Origin of the sequence: Flavobacterium sp., assembly GCF_035292545.1 — a bacterium.
Taxonomy (GTDB): Bacteria; Bacteroidota; Bacteroidia; order Flavobacteriales; family Flavobacteriaceae; genus Flavobacterium.
On record NZ_DATDPV010000004.1, the window covers coordinates 43,748 to 58,679 of the forward strand.

Below are 14,932 nucleotides of genomic sequence, written 5' to 3' on the forward strand. Positions count from 1 at the left end.
TAAATTACACAACACCTTGTGCAAGCATAGCGTCAGCCACTTTTACAAATCCGGCAATGTTAGCTCCTTTTACGTAGTCAACATAACCTGTTGCGTCTGAGCCATATTTCACACATGAAGCATGAATATCTAACATAATCGTTTTTAATCTTTCGTCTACTTCTTCAGAAGCCCAGCTTAATCTCAAAGAGTTTTGAGACATTTCCAGACCTGAAGTAGCCACTCCACCTGCATTTGATGCTTTTCCTGGTGCAAATAAGATTTTTGCTTTTTGGAAAACGATAACTGCTTCCGGTGTAGAAGGCATATTTGCTCCTTCAGCCACACAGATACATCCGTTAGCTACTAAAGCTTTTGCTTCTTCTTCGTTTAATTCGTTTTGGGTAGCACATGGTAAAGCCACATCACATTTCACTTCCCAAGGACGTTTTCCTGCTACGAATTTTGCTTTTGGATATTTTTTTAAATAATCTCCAATTCTACCTCTTAGTTCGTTTTTGATTTCCATTACGTGCGCTAACTTTTCAGCATCAATTCCGTCAGCATCGTAGATATATCCTGATGAATCAGACATAGTAACTACTTTACCTCCTAATTGAGTTGCTTTTTCAGCTGCATATTGCGCCACGTTTCCTGAACCAGAAACTACTATCGTTTTTCCGGTAAAACTGTCTCCTTTGGTTTTCAACATACTTTGTGCAAAATACACATCACCATATCCTGTAGCTTCCGGACGGATTAATGAACCTCCGAAAGAAATTCCTTTTCCAGTTAAAACTCCTGTAAATTCGTTTCTAAGTCTTTTATATTGACCGAACATGTAACCAACTTCTCTTCCTCCAACACCGATATCTCCGGCAGGAACGTCTGTATTTCCACCAATGTGTTTAGACAATTCTGTCATAAACGCTTGACAAAAACGCATCACCTCATTATCTGATTTTCCTTTTGGATCAAAATCAGCTCCACCTTTTCCACCACCCATTGGTAATGTTGTTAAGCTATTTTTGAATGTTTGTTCGAAAGCTAAGAATTTCAAAATACTTAGATTTACAGATGGATGAAAACGAATTCCACCTTTGTATGGTCCGATAGCAGAATTCATTTGGATACGGTACCCTCTGTTCACTTGAGTTTCCCCTTTATCATCAATCCAGACTACTCTGAACATGATAATACGCTCCGATTCTACCATTCTTTCCAAAAGCATTTTGTTTTGGTATTTTTTATTTTCTTCAATAAACGGAATTACTGTTTCAGCAACTTCGTGTACAGCCTGCATGAATTCAGGCTCATTTGGGTTTCTTTTAGCAACTGCTTCAACAAAAGATTGAATACTTTTTGACATAATAATTAAAATTATTAACGTTTAAATTACGTTTTTGTTTGTTCCGGCAAATATACATTTTATAAAAATAATGACGTGCTTTTTTTTGTATTCTCAGTGGTTTTATCTTTTTATTAAGAATTTTTATCTAACTGTGACTTTTATGCCGACGTTTTAAAGTTTTTATGATTTTTTTCTTCTTTATCAAGTATTTTGTGATTTTATTTTATAAGTGAATGATGTTTTTATATATTTGTCCTGAATTGTAAATACTTTATAAACAATGTACAAGTACATTATCACGCTCTGTTTGTTTCTGTTTGGCTACTCCAGTGGTGCTTTTGCGCAATTTGGGTTTTCTCATGAAATTGGCGCAATTGCAGGCCCAGTTGCTTTTCAATCCGATTATGGAGAAAGATATGATTTTTCTACAAATTCTGGAAATACTGGCTATGGGGTCGGTATCATTCACTATTTAAACTTTTCCTATAAAGCGGAATGTAACTGTTATACCCCTGAAACTTATTTTAACGACCACTTTAAACTGAGAAGTGAGTTGTCTTATAATAAAACAGAATTACAACATTTTGGAAGATGGGTTGCTCCCGGTAAAACTTCTTTAACTGCCCAGCAGCTAAGAGGAATGAGAGGAAGTACTGCTGTTAGCAATATTGGAATGCAATTAGAATTTTTCCCTTGGAGTATTAGAGATTTTACCGCAAGAGTGGGTAGTTTGGGTCCGTTTATAAGTTTAGGTGGGCAATTCAGTTTTTATGACCCTGAAGCTTATTCTACTTTAGGTCCTTTAGACACTCCTCTTACAACACCAATTAAATATTATGGTGCAACTACCAATGCAGGTGGAACGGTTTGGTCTGTTGTTTCAAGTGTAGGAACCCGTTACAAACTAGCTCCTTTATCTGATTTAATGATAGATATGCGTCTTCAATACTACTTTTCTAACTGGGTTGATGGTTTAAATCCTGATCCAGCTGTTTATGAAGAAAATAGAGCTAACGACTGGAATGTTTGGTTAAATGTTGGATACATTTACTATTTACAATAGATGAGACTTATATAAAACATAATAAAAAATGCCCGATTCACATCGGGCATTTTTTATTAAACTACTATAGCAATTATAGAAATGCTTGTTCTAAGTCCTTAAGTAAATCTTCGATATCTTCCACTCCGACACTTAGTCGAACCAAATCATCGGTAATTCCGATTTCTTTTCTTTTGTCTTCCGGAATCGACGCATGGGTCATTAATGCCGGATGATTCGCCAATGACTCAACTCCGCCTAATGATTCTGCCAAAGTAAACACTTCCAGTTTCTCCAAGAATAAAATAGAATCTTCTTTTTTACCGGTAACAAACGTAAAAGAAACCATTCCACCAAAACCACTCATTTGCTTTTTAGCAATCTCATGAAACGGATGCGATGGCAATCCCGGATAATAAACGGTTTTTACTTTTGGATGGTTGTTCAAAAATGCCGCGACTTTTTCCCCGTTTTCACAGTGTCTTTGCATTCTTAGGTGCAAGGTTTTAATTCCTCTTAAAACCAAAAAACTATCCATCGGTCCAAGTGTGGCCCCGGTAGCGAATTGCTGAAAATGCAATTGCTCTCCTAGAGCTTCGTCTTTTACAATTAAAGCCCCTGCAATAACATCGGAATGTCCTCCTAAATATTTGGTAGCCGAATGCATTACAATATCAGCTCCTAAATCCAACGGTTTTTGAAGATATGGTGTTGCAAAAGTATTATCTACTGCAAAAAGAATTTTCTTTTCTTTCGTCACTTTAGCAATTTCCTGAATATCAGCCAATTTCATCAACGGATTGGTTGGCGTTTCCACCCAAACCAATTTGGTGTTTTCGTTGATTAATGACTTGAATTTCTCGATGTCATTCATATCCACAAAATGGAACTTTATTCCGGAGTCTTTATATATGCGGGTAAACATTCTATACGTTCCGCCATACAAATCATCCATGGCAATGATTTCATCTCCTGCTTTGAAAGAACGCAAAACACAATCAGTAGCTGCCAAACCGGATGAGAAAGCCAATCCGCGGGTTCCGTTTTCGATACTGGCCAACGCATTTTCCAATGCGGAACGCGTTGGATTTGCCGCTCTGCTGTATTCGTATTCGCTTAATGGTTTTCCAGGACTTGTTTGCACAAAGGTTGATGTTTGATACACCGGCGGCATGACCGCTCCGGTACTTGGGTCATGGTGTTGACCTCCGTGTATGGTTTTTGTATTAAATTTCATATCTTTATTTTTTAAAATTCTCAATAATTAAACAAATTTACCGTTTAATTCTTTCTAACCAAGTTTCAGGGAAATTCCTTTGTAATTAATTAACATTTTTTGAAATGAAAAAGCTTGCACCCTATTTTATTTTTGCACTTTTACTTGTGAGTTGTGCTGCGGAAGAATTAATTTTTACGGATCGGACTTTTGTGAAAAAATCAACTTTGGCAGGTAAAGGAAATTCCACATCGGTAAAAGTAACAGTTCCCATTGCTGGTAACATGGAAACGATTGCCGACAGCATCAATAACACGGTTTTTTCGGTGGCGAAAGAAATCATCTATTTTGGCGAAAAACCATATACTTCTAAGGATTATGATGAATTATTATCGTCTTTCATTGGTTCGTACGAGCAATTATTCAAAGAATTTCCAGATTACAATATTCCTTGGGAAGCCTCTATTGATGGAAAAGTAATTCATCAAACAGACGAAATCCTCAATATCGAAATCAAGCATTATTCCTTTACTGGCGGCGCACACGGTTATGGCGGTTTACGTTCCATTTTGATTGATCCAAATACCGGAAAATCCATTGCCAATGTCGCTTTGTTTCATGATGTAAAAACTTTTGAAAAACTGGCAGAACAAAAATTCAGAAACCAATTTAAAATACCGACAAAAGACCCGATCAACTCAACTGGAATGATGTTTGAAAACGAAAAATTTCACTTGCCAAACAACATTTTTTATACTGAAAAAGGACTGCTTTTATATTACAACCAATACGAGATTGCTTCTTACGCCGAAGGTCCAATTGAACTTTTATTCCCTTATGCAGAAATAGAAAATTTGCTGAAGCTTAAATAAATTTTCTAATTCCCAACATGATTCCGGTGTGAACGGCTTCATGATAATAGTTGAAAGACAAAGCATCCTCAGCATTCTTTAAGGTAAAACCTAACATTGTAGTGAATTCCTGATAGTTTTTGAAGATGTTATTATTGAAATCCACTTCGGTCTGATTGATGGTTTCGATAAGCAAATATTTCATTTCATCCACTTCCTCTTGTGTGACAATGTGTTCTGGTTTGGTGCCTTTTTTATATTTTTCGACCATTTCGTCCGAAATCATCATCGGCAAACCCGATAATTTATAAACCAACATTTGCTGCACCACGATAATGTGGCCTATATTCCAAATCAGGTTGTTTTTGAAACCTTCCGGAATTTTGTTGAGTTGTTCCAAAGTATGATTTTCCAAAATTTGTGACAATACTTTTCTGCTCGTTTTGGTAATATCGAATGTCTGATGCATTTTAATTTTTTTATAAAAATAGTAAATTTCGTTTCAAATGAATTTTCTTTGCACAACGAATTTTCAAAATTAATTTCCCCTAATGGATACAATATATTATCTCGCTTCCTGCGATACGTGTAGAAAAATCATAAAATCTTTGCCGAAGGACAACAAACTGGTTTTCCGGGATATCAGAGAAAACCCGATTACCATAGAAGAATTAGAAGCTATGCGGGAACTTTCCGGGAGCTACGAAGCACTTTTCAGCAAAAAAGCACAACTTTATAAATCGATGGGTTTAAAAAATCAGTCGCTGACCGAAGATGATTATAAAAAATACATTTTAGAACATTATACCTTTTTAAGTCGTCCCGTTTTTATTATTGACGGTAAGATTTATATTGGCAATACGCAGCAAAATATGCTTCAGGTGATGAAGGTTTTCGCTAATGTCTAAAAGAACGCTCGCCCTTATTGGTGCAACGCTGGTTTCTCTGATTTATGGAGTCACTTTTACGATTGCCAAAGATGTCATGCCGCAATATATCGATGCGTATGGTTTTATTCTTTTGCGAGTTGGCGGCTCTGTTTTGTTGTTTTGGCTGGTTTGGCTTTTTATGCCAAAGGAAAAAATTGCGTTGAATGATTTTCCCCGAATTATAGCCGCAGCCTTGTTTGGCGTAGCCTTGAATATGCTGACCTTTTTTAAAGGTTTGAGTTTGACTTCGCCTATTTCTGCTTCAGTAATTATGGTTACTACACCGATAATTGTACTCGTGCTTTCGGCTATAATCATGAAAGAACGCATGCGAAAACGAAGTGTTTTTGGAATTGTTCTCGGACTCGTAGGCACCGCTTTTTTAATCCTTTACGGAAAATCTGTCGGAAGTGCCACGAACGCCAATTTGGGTAATTTTCTAGTATTTGTAAATGCTGTTTCTTATGGTCTTTATCTGATTATTGTCAAAAAATTGATGGATAAATACAATGCCTTTACGTTTGTAAAATGGATTTATCTGTTTGGATTTTTAATGGTGCTGCCCTTTGGCTGGAGCCAATTTGAAGCAGTCGACTGGTCGGTTGTTCCAACGGCGATTGGCTGGAAAATAGGTTTTGTCGTGGTTTTTTCTACATTTTTTACTTATCTATTGAATTTACTTTCGATGAAAGAATTAAAACCCACAACCGTTGCGGTATTTATTTATTTACAACCGTTATTCGCAACCATATTTGCCATTAGTTTAGGAAAAGACGAATTGAGTTGGGTTAAAATTGGCGCGGCAGTCTTGGTTTTCTCCGGCGTTTATTTGGTTACACAGAAAAAAGAAGCATCCTAATTTTGATTCATTTATTAAATACCCATAAATTCTGTTTCCACTTTCACTTTTCATTATCTTTGAAGTCTTTTAGAATATACCTATGATACAATCCATGACCGGTTTCGGAAAAGCAACTTTGCAGCTTCCAACCAAAAAAATAACGATAGAAGTAAAATCTTTAAACAGTAAAGGTTTAGATTTAAACGTGAGAATGCCTTCCATTTATAGAGAAATGGAACTGGGCTTGCGCAATCAGATTGCTTTGGCTCTGGAACGCGGTAAAATTGATTTCTCGATTTTCATCGAAAGTACGGCGGAACAAACTTCTACGAAAGTAAATGTGCCTATCATAAAAGCCTATATCAACCAGTTGAGAGAAGTGTATGCTAATGCCGATGAAACTGAATTGATGAAAATGGCGGTGCGTATGCCCGATGCTTTAAAAACAGAACGCGACGAAATCGACGAAAACGACTGGACTCAAATTCAAACTGTTATTCAGGAAGGATTAGCGAATATTCTGAATTTCAGAAAAGACGAAGGCGCTTCTTTGGAGAAAGAGTTCCGATTACGAATTGCCAATATTCGTCAACACATGAATGATGCTTTGGCTTTAGACCCGGAACGTGTGCAGGCGATAAAAGACCGTTTGCAAACCGCTATTTCTGAATTAAAAGTGAATGTGGATGAAAATCGTTTCGAGCAGGAACTGATTTATTATTTAGAGAAATTAGACATTACCGAAGAAAAAGTACGTTTGACCAATCATTTGGATTATTTCCTGGAAACGATTGACGGAACAGAAGCCAATGGTAGAAAATTAGGTTTCATTACTCAGGAAATGGGTCGTGAAATCAATACAATGGGTTCAAAATCCAATCATGCACAAATGCAAAAATTGGTCGTGATGATGAAAGATGAATTGGAAAAAATAAAAGAACAGGTTTTGAATGTTCTTTAATCCTAAAAGGATATACAACAATGAATAAAGGAGGCAAATTAATCGTATTCTCTGCACCGTCAGGTTCAGGAAAAACTACCATAGTTAGACATTTATTAGGAAAAGAAGATCTGAATTTGGAATTTTCCATTTCGGCAGCTTCGCGCGAGCCACGAGGTGAAGAAATCAACGGAACGGATTATTATTTTATATCGACAGAAGAGTTCAAAAAACACATCAAAGCCGAAGATTTCCTGGAATGGGAAGAAGTGTATCGCGATAATTTTTACGGAACACTAAAATCCGAAGTAGAACGAATTTGGGCAAAAGGCAAAAATGTGATTTTCGATATTGATGTGGCCGGCGGATTGCGTATCAAATCAAAATTCCCAAAGGAAACACTGGCCGTTTTTGTAAAACCACCAAGCATTGATGAGTTGAAAATCCGTTTGAAAAAACGTTCTACCGAAAGCGATGATAAAATCAACATGCGCATTGCCAAAGCTTCTGTAGAATTGGCCACCGCGCCTCAGTTTGATGTGATTATCAAAAACTACGATTTGGATACGGCCAAAGAAGAAGCGTATCAGTTGGTTAAGAATTTTGTGAACTCGTAAACTATGAAAATCGGTCTTTATTTCGGAACGTTTAACCCCATCCATATCGGGCATTTGATTATCGCTAATCATATTGCGGAACATGCTGATTTGGATCAAATCTGGATGGTCGTGACACCGCACAATCCGTTTAAAAAGAAAGATACGTTGCTCGATGATTACCACCGATTGCAAATGGTTCATTTGGCTACCGAAGATTTTCCAAAAATAAAACCATCGGATATTGAATTCAAGTTATCACAACCGAATTATACGGTAAATACGCTGGCACATTTACAGGAAAAATTTCCGAAAAACGAATTCTCGTTAATCATGGGCGAAGACAATTTAAAGTCTTTTCACAAATGGAAAAACTACGAAGTGATTCTACAAAACCATGGTATTTATGTTTATCCGCGAATTTCAAAGGATGTAGAAAATCTTGAATTAAGAAATCATCCGAAAGTTCATTTTATTGAGGCTCCGATTGTAGAGATTTCGTCGACTTTTATTCGCGAAAGCATTAAAAACAACAAGAATGTAAAACCGCTACTTCCGTCAAAAGTTTGGGAATACATTGATCATAATAATTTTTACAGAAAATAATTATTGCAATACTTTTTTTAACTGCTGTTCGATATCTTCAAAAAAAGAACTCAATTCTTCCTTTTTACCGGACAATAAAAACACTTCCGTATCAGGCATTTGCTTGCTATTCCATAACAATTGTATTTTTTCTTCCTGAATAAAATGTTTTGCATTAATATCCCAGACTATTGCAACTCCCGTGTTTTTTGAAAGTATTTCCAGCATTTCATATTCTGACGGGATAATATAATTGGGCACCATCGAAGGTCTTTTTTTATTAAAAACATGCAGCCAAAATAATTTAATATGTGGAATCCCGGCATCAAAACTAAACCATTTTTGTTCATTTAGCCAAAGCTCGATGGCGTTAAAATCTTTTGCTTTAATACTTGATTTTAATCCGGAAGCATCAATATTGGCCGAGCCAACTATGATTTGTTTGATTTCGCCAATCTTTTTCTGAATGGTATCAAAAGTGTCATATTTTTTGGTGACAATGGCAAAATCGAGTTTTTTGGCATTCACCAATTCAAAAAGCATTTCATTTTCATGAAAACTAAAATCTATAAAATCAAATTTTGAAATCAAAGCACTTCCCAAACTATTCATCAAATGTTTAGAAATTCCAATCGTTATCAATCTGTTGGCATTAAATGCTTTGGTGCGAAAACCATTTTCAACATTTTCAAGTCGGTCAAGAGCTTCAATAATTAAATTATTCAGTAACTTAGCGTATTCCGTTGGTTCCACTCCTTTGGATTTTCTATTGAATAATTTATAGCCCACATGTGCTTCCAACATTGAAATTTGCTGACTCACAGCCGGTTGACTGATAAATAATTCTTTTGCAGCCAAAGAAAAATTGCCGTTTTTATAAACCGATTTAAACGTTCTGTACCATTCCAGATTAACCATGTTATAAATATATTTATCACAAACATAATTTAAATTATTTTTACTAATATCATATTTGCCCTAAATTTGTATAAACAAAATTCGTTATGAAGAAAATCGCATTATTTGCCATTATTGCATTAACCGTGAGTTGTAAAAACACAAACGTCGATAAAGAAAAAGTCAGGACTATGAAAAAAGTATTATTTGTTGTTACCAGTCACGATAAACTGGGCGACACAGGAAGAAAAACAGGATTTTGGACAGAAGAATTTGCCGCACCATATTATGTTTTAGCAGATCAGGGCGTTGAAATTGATATAGCTTCGCCTCTTGGCGGACAGCCTCCTACTGATCCAAAAAGTGCAGATCCATCATCAGCAACAGAAGACACAAAAAGATTTGATAAAGATACTGCGCTTCAGGAAAAACTCAAAAATACGCTGAAATTAAGCGAGGTGAATCAAGCCGATTATGATGCCGTTTTCTATCCTGGGGGTCACGGACCACTTTGGGATTTAGCCGAAGATAAAAACTCCATTGCTTTGATTGAATCCTTTTACAATAACAATAAACCAATCGCTTTTGTTTGTCATGCGCCCGGCGTACTTAAAAATGTAAAAGCAAAAAATGGTGATTTTTTAGTAAAAGGAAAAAACGTAACCGGATTTACAAATGATGAAGAAGATGCTGCAGGTTTAACCAAAATTGTTCCTTTTTTATTAGAAGATGTTTTGCAAAAAAACGGAGGCATTTATACCAAAGCTGACAAATGGCAGCCCCATGCAGTTGAAGACGGATTGCTAATAACAGGTCAAAATCCTGCTTCTTCAAAATTAGTGGCTGAAAAAATATTACACCAATTGAATTCAAAAAAATAAGAACATGTTAAACTTCGAATTATACAATCCCACGAATTTAGTTTTCGGAAAAGGGCAAATAGAAAAACTTCAAACGCTTGTCCCAAAAGACGCAAAAATCCTGCTTGCTTATGGCGGCGGAAGTATCTTTAAAAACGGGATTTACGATCAGGTAAAAACTGCTTTAAAAGGTTTTGAAATCGTTGAATTTGGAGGCATTGAGCCCAACCCGCATTTCGAAACGCTGATGAAAGCCGTGGAGATTATCAAAGAACAAAAAATCGATTTTATCCTTGCTGTTGGTGGTGGCTCTGTAATTGATGGCGTGAAATTTATTTCGGCTGCAGTACATTATGAAGGAAATCCGATGGAAATTCTTCAAAAACGTATTCTGATTACTGATTTATCTAAAGTCATTCCTTTTGGAACCGTATTGACTTTGCCTGCAACCGGTAGCGAAATGAATTCCGGAGCGGTTGTCACTATTGAAGCTACTCACGAAAAACTGGCTTTTGGCGGTTCTGCCTTGTTTCCCAAATTCTCGATTTGCGATCCGACTGTTATTGCTTCTTTACCAAAAAGACAATTGCAAAACGGAGTTGTGGATGCCTTCACGCACGTAATGGAACAATATTTAACCTATCCGCACGAAGGTTATTTACAAGACCGGCTTGCCGAGAGCATATTGCAAACCTTATTGGAAATTGGTCCAAAAGTGGTTGAGAATCCAACTGATTATGCCTTAGCATCGAACTTTATGTGGAGTTGCACCATGGCTTTGAATGGTTTAATCCAAAAAGGAGTTCCAACGGATTGGGCAACACACATGATTGGGCATGAACTGACTGCTTTATACGGAATTGATCATGCCAGAACTTTGGCGGTAATTGCTCCAAGTTTATATAAAGTCATGTTTGAAACCAAAAAAGGGAAATTGGCCCAATATGGAAAACGTGTTTTCAATTTAACCGGAAATGACGATGAAATCGCAAAAGAAGCCATTAACAAAACAGTGGAATTCTTTCACACGATGGGAATGGAAACCAAACTATCCGATTACACCAAAGACTTCAGTAAAACCGCTGATTTTATTGTCAATCGTTTTGATGAAAGAGGCTGGAAAGGTTTAGGCGAAAAACAAAATATTACTTTAGAGAAAGTAAAATCAATTGTGGAAATGAGTTATTAATTCCATAAATATAAATGCTGTACTTCATCAGCATAAAATCAAAAGGCGTTCCTGAATATAATTCAAGAACGCCTTTCTTATAAGACCAAAACAAAATTAACTAACTCTTCAAATTAACATCGAAGCTCTGTTCTTCGCATCATATTTCTATGCTGTTACTAAAGCCGAATGTAACAATTTGATTTCGTTATGATTAATAACGGCATATTATTCGTTGCATTGTGTGGAAATTCATAATTTTATGTTAAAATTTTATCAGAAGCTAAATCTAACCTCTTTTAAAAAAAGCTGCTTTAAACCATAAGTAATTGATTTATCTATCCAGAAAAAAATATTTTTAACAAAAAGTTATAAAATTTATACTGATCCTAGAATTTAGGCTCAAAAAGGAAAATCTTCTATCTCAATTCTTTGTACTTCGTCCATCTTTAAGTACTTTTGAAAACTCTAAATTTTAGAAGCTATTTCTCGAATTGCATTGCACTCTTTTCTATTGAAGTTAAACATCATAAGGGTTTGTTCTTATCAGACATAATATGGTAGTGAACTCCTCTGAAAATAAGAGCGTAATAAAACATTCGAGGCTAAAAAATAAAAAAATGACAGAATATCCAAAATTTGCCGTAATCGGCGGTGGAAGCTGGGCTACAGCAATTGCAAAAATGTTATGTGTTAACCTACCGGAAATTTCTTGGTACATGCGGAATACGGATGCCATTCAACATATAAAAAACTTTCATCACAATCCAAATTATTTGAGTTCTGTTGAATTTAATACCGACAAGCTAAAATTAACCAGCGACATCAATGAAGCGGTGGCTTATGCCGATTACATTATTTTTGCAATTCCATCAGCTTTTTTAAGTTCTGAGTTAGAAAAATTAACGGAGAGCCTACAAGACAAAGTGATTTTTTCTGCCATAAAAGGAATTGTTCCCGAAACCAATTTGATTGTTGGAGAGCATTTTAATGTAACTTATAATATTCCGCTCGAAAATATTGGGGTAATCACTGGCCCATGCCACGCCGAAGAAGTTGCCTTAGAACGATTATCGTACTTGACAATTGCCTGTGGCGATGCTAATAAAGCAAAAGTGGTGGCCAAACATTTATCCGGGAACTATATCAAAACAAAAATTACCGATGACATCATCGGTACAGAATATGCTGCGATGCTAAAAAACATTTATGCGATTGCTGCAGGAATGGCACATGGTTTAGGTTACGGAGATAATTTCCAGGCAGTTTTGATGAGTAACGGCATTCGTGAGATGAAAAAATTCATTAAGAAAGTACATAAGATGAAACGCAATATCAATGATTCCGCTTATCTGGGCGATTTGTTGGTTACCGGTTATTCGGTATTTTCAAGAAACAGAATGTTCGGAAATATGATTGGAAAAGGGTATACGGTACAATATGCAATGTTAGAAATGAGTATGGTTGCCGAAGGTTATTATGCAGCAAAAAGCACCCATATGCTTAACCAAAAATACAAAGCAAAAACACCAATAATAGATGCCGTCTATGAAATTCTATACGAAGGAAAAGATGCTAAAAAAGTGTTTAAAAAATTAACGGATAAGTTAGATTAAGAACCCTTTGTAGAAAAAATAGTATGAGCGAAAGATGGAAATATCAAATTAAAAGCGGTGGTTTTTGGGGCGTTTTCATGATTGCCTTCACTACTATATTTGGTTTAAAAGAAATGTCTTTTACGGAACAGATTTCAACTCCTAATTTTTATATTCGTGCTGCCGGTTATTTAGTTCTTGGCATATTTGTTTTGGGATATATCAATTGGAGAGCGAAAGTAAAAAATGAAAATAAGCAATAGGTTACTTCACCATCACGCCATCTACAAATAAAATTGGCACTTCTTCCATTGCATCTTCGTTGATGGAATTGGCTTTGAAAATTATTTTTTTATCGTAAAGTGTGTTCCCAATGAAAAAAGTGACCATAAACTCATTGTTCAGCGCCAAAACACTTTTTTCTACCATTTCAATTTTTACTACTGAGACGGCCGGAACTTCAACAAAGGCATGACGTAAGAGCGATGTTTTTTTCATCTCGCCATCGATAGTTCCAAAAGCTTTGGAAACGACCATTACGCCGTCTAATAAGAAGTCGCTGTCATTTACCAAATACACATACCAAACCTTTTCCATGAAATCGTCGCTCCATTCCGGGACAGCGGCAAGGAAAACATTTTCTACTTCGGGTATGGTGATGTCTTTTTTCATTTTGATGATTCGATTGTTGGATTATAACGAATTGCCCTAGCCCTGATGGAAGCGGTATCCTTTTCTTTTTTTCTTTAAAAAAGAAAAGATACAAGCGTACAGCAGGAAACAGCTCCTTAAAATTTATATAATAGACTTGAATTGTTCCAAGAAACGAACGTCGTTTTCGTAGAACATTCGGATGTCTCCGATTTGATACAATAGCATGGCGATGCGCTCTACTCCCATTCCGAAAGCAAAACCATTGAATTCGTCAGGGTTGATGCCGCAGTTTTTCAATACATTGGGATCGACCATTCCACAGCCTCCAATTTCTAACCAGCCAGTTCCTTTGGTGATGCGATAATCGGTTTCTGTTTTTAGTCCCCAGTAAATATCAATCTCGGCGCTTGGCTCTGTAAATGGAAAATAAGACGGACGCAGGCGGATTTTCGACTTTCCGAACATTTCTTTGGTGAAATATAAAAGCGTTTGTTTTAAATCGGCGAAAGAAACGTCTTTGTCAATATACAACCCTTCAACCTGGTGAAAAATACAGTGTGAACGCGATGAAACGGCCTCGTTACGAAACACTCTCCCCGGAGAAATGGTTCTGATTGGCGGTTTGTTGTTTTCCATGTAACGAACTTGCACAGATGAGGTGTGGGTTCTTAAAAGGATATCGGGATTGGTCTGGATGAAAAACGTGTCCTGCATGTCTCTCGCCGGATGGTATTCCGGTAAGTTCAATGCGGTGAAATTATGCCAGTCGTCTTCGATTTCCGGTCCTTCGGAAACATTGAATCCGATGTTGGAAAAGATATCGATGATTTGATTCTTAACTATTGAAATAGGATGACGCGAACCAATCACTAAAGGTTCTGCCGGACGCGTTAAATCGCCATAGAAACCTTTGATTTCTTCTTTGCTTTCCAGTACTTCCTGAATGGTTTTTACCTTTTCTTCGGCCGTGTTTTTAAGCAAATTAATGACTTGACCGAATTCTTTTTTCTGGTCGTTAGGCACGTTTTTGAATTCGGCGAAAAAGTCATTTAAAAGTCCTTTTTTACCTAAAAATTTGATGCGAAATATTTCTAAATCTGCTGCATTTTGGGTTTGAAAAGCTTCTGCTTCGCCAATATATTCTTTTATCTTATCTGTCATTTTCATTCAATAATTGAGGTGCAAATTTAAGGAATTTGTTTCAGGTTTAAAGTTAAAATCTAAAGTTTGCGTTCTAAAAACAAAACCTTAATCGATCAGCTCTTTTTCTATGAAATAATTCACAATCGCTTCTTTCATTAAAACCGATTGTTCTCCTGCTTTTAATGGCGGCAGTTCTTCTTTTACTCTGTAATGCGGCCAACCGTCTTCGTCTACATAGTCGAATTCATAAAATCCATAAGGTTCCAATAAACGACAAATGGCGAT

General features: G+C 36.3%; 17 protein-coding genes and 1 pseudogene. 11 read left to right on the forward strand and 7 right to left on the reverse strand.

Annotated features, from left to right (window positions below):
• Nucleotides 1-4: 4 nt before the first annotated feature.
• Nucleotides 5-1,348, reverse strand: coding sequence for an NADP-specific glutamate dehydrogenase (gene gdhA, locus VI621_RS00710; RefSeq protein WP_324216471.1), 1,344 nt, complete (start codon nt 1,346-1,348; stop codon nt 5-7).
• Nucleotides 1,349-1,610: 262 nt separating this feature from the next.
• Between gdhA and VI621_RS00715 the strand changes: the two genes are divergently transcribed.
• Entirely contained in the window at nt 1,611-2,393 is a 783-nt protein-coding gene (locus VI621_RS00715) for a THC0290_0291 family protein (RefSeq protein WP_324216472.1), read from the forward strand.
• Nucleotides 2,394-2,466: 73 nt separating this feature from the next.
• Here VI621_RS00715 and VI621_RS00720 read toward each other — a convergent pair whose 3' ends face one another.
• The gene (locus VI621_RS00720) at nt 2,467-3,609 is read right to left on the reverse strand and encodes a cystathionine gamma-synthase (RefSeq protein WP_324216473.1); all 1,143 of its coding nucleotides are present in this window, start codon (nt 3,607-3,609) and stop codon (nt 2,467-2,469) included.
• Nucleotides 3,610-3,713: 104 nt separating this feature from the next.
• Between VI621_RS00720 and VI621_RS00725 the strand changes: the two genes are divergently transcribed.
• Complete coding sequence (locus VI621_RS00725; protein ID WP_324216474.1) at nt 3,714-4,460, forward strand: DUF3298 and DUF4163 domain-containing protein; 747 nt, start codon at nt 3,714-3,716, stop codon at nt 4,458-4,460.
• On the opposite strand, the gene VI621_RS00730 is transcribed toward VI621_RS00725, so the two are convergent.
• Nucleotides 4,453-4,908 (reverse strand): DinB family protein, encoded by a 456-nt coding sequence (locus VI621_RS00730; RefSeq protein WP_324216475.1) that lies wholly within the window; start codon nt 4,906-4,908, stop codon nt 4,453-4,455. The two genes, VI621_RS00725 and VI621_RS00730, sit on opposite strands and share 8 nt — an antisense overlap.
• Nucleotides 4,909-4,990: 82 nt before the next feature.
• On the opposite strand from VI621_RS00730, the gene VI621_RS00735 reads away from it, so the two are divergent.
• The 5 genes from VI621_RS00735 (at nt 4,991) to nadD (ending at nt 8,351) form a co-directional block, all read left to right on the forward strand.
• Nucleotides 4,991-5,347 carry an arsenate reductase family protein gene (locus tag VI621_RS00735; RefSeq protein ID WP_324216476.1) on the forward strand — a complete coding sequence of 119 codons (357 nt, stop codon included), beginning with the start codon at nt 4,991-4,993 and terminating at the stop codon, nt 5,345-5,347.
• Nucleotides 5,340-6,227, forward strand: coding sequence for a DMT family transporter (locus VI621_RS00740; RefSeq protein ID WP_324216477.1), 888 nt, complete (start codon nt 5,340-5,342; stop codon nt 6,225-6,227). Before VI621_RS00735 ends, VI621_RS00740 begins: the two co-directional genes overlap by 8 nt.
• A gap of 82 nt (nt 6,228-6,309) precedes the next feature.
• On the forward strand, nt 6,310-7,170 hold the full coding sequence (locus VI621_RS00745) for a YicC/YloC family endoribonuclease (RefSeq protein ID WP_324216478.1): 861 nt from the start codon (nt 6,310-6,312) through the stop codon (nt 7,168-7,170).
• Nucleotides 7,171-7,190: 20 nt separating this feature from the next.
• The gene (gmk, locus tag VI621_RS00750; RefSeq protein ID WP_324216479.1) at nt 7,191-7,766 is read left to right on the forward strand and encodes a guanylate kinase; all 576 of its coding nucleotides are present in this window, start codon (nt 7,191-7,193) and stop codon (nt 7,764-7,766) included.
• Between the two features lie 3 nt (nt 7,767-7,769).
• On the forward strand, nt 7,770-8,351 hold the full coding sequence (gene nadD / locus VI621_RS00755) for a nicotinate (nicotinamide) nucleotide adenylyltransferase (protein ID WP_324216480.1): 582 nt from the start codon (nt 7,770-7,772) through the stop codon (nt 8,349-8,351).
• Here the strand turns inward: nadD and VI621_RS00760 are convergent, their stop codons facing one another.
• Nucleotides 8,352-9,248, reverse strand: a complete 897-nt coding sequence (locus VI621_RS00760; RefSeq protein ID WP_324216481.1) for a LysR family transcriptional regulator — start codon at nt 9,246-9,248, stop codon at nt 8,352-8,354. It lies immediately after the preceding gene.
• 86 nt (nt 9,249-9,334) lie between these two features.
• On the opposite strand from VI621_RS00760, the gene VI621_RS00765 reads away from it, so the two are divergent.
• From VI621_RS00765 to VI621_RS00780, 4 genes are all read left to right on the forward strand, one after another.
• Nucleotides 9,335-10,108: a type 1 glutamine amidotransferase domain-containing protein gene (locus VI621_RS00765; protein WP_324216482.1), complete on the forward strand. Its 774-nt coding sequence runs from the start codon at nt 9,335-9,337 to the stop codon at nt 10,106-10,108.
• 4 nt (nt 10,109-10,112) lie between these two features.
• Nucleotides 10,113-11,276 (forward strand): iron-containing alcohol dehydrogenase, encoded by a 1,164-nt coding sequence (locus VI621_RS00770; RefSeq protein WP_324216483.1) that lies wholly within the window; start codon nt 10,113-10,115, stop codon nt 11,274-11,276.
• Nucleotides 11,277-11,875: 599 nt separating this feature from the next.
• Nucleotides 11,876-12,871 carry an NAD(P)H-dependent glycerol-3-phosphate dehydrogenase gene (locus VI621_RS00775; RefSeq protein WP_324216484.1) on the forward strand — a complete coding sequence of 332 codons (996 nt, stop codon included), beginning with the start codon at nt 11,876-11,878 and terminating at the stop codon, nt 12,869-12,871.
• Between the two features lie 23 nt (nt 12,872-12,894).
• A complete protein-coding gene (locus tag VI621_RS00780) occupies nt 12,895-13,113 on the forward strand; it encodes a hypothetical protein (RefSeq protein WP_324216485.1) in 219 nt (72 codons plus the stop codon).
• 1 nt (nt 13,114) lies between these two features.
• On the opposite strand, the gene VI621_RS00785 is transcribed toward VI621_RS00780, so the two are convergent.
• The 3 genes and pseudogenes from VI621_RS00785 to VI621_RS00795 form a co-directional block, all read right to left on the reverse strand.
• Nucleotides 13,115-13,522, reverse strand: coding sequence for a hypothetical protein (locus VI621_RS00785; RefSeq protein ID WP_324216486.1), 408 nt, complete (start codon nt 13,520-13,522; stop codon nt 13,115-13,117).
• A gap of 123 nt (nt 13,523-13,645) precedes the next feature.
• Nucleotides 13,646-14,665 carry a phenylalanine--tRNA ligase subunit alpha gene (pheS, locus tag VI621_RS00790; RefSeq protein ID WP_324216487.1) on the reverse strand — a complete coding sequence of 340 codons (1,020 nt, stop codon included), beginning with the start codon at nt 14,663-14,665 and terminating at the stop codon, nt 13,646-13,648.
• Between the two features lie 87 nt (nt 14,666-14,752).
• Nucleotides 14,753-14,932, reverse strand: a pseudogene (locus tag VI621_RS00795) (hypothetical protein); the annotation flags it as partial.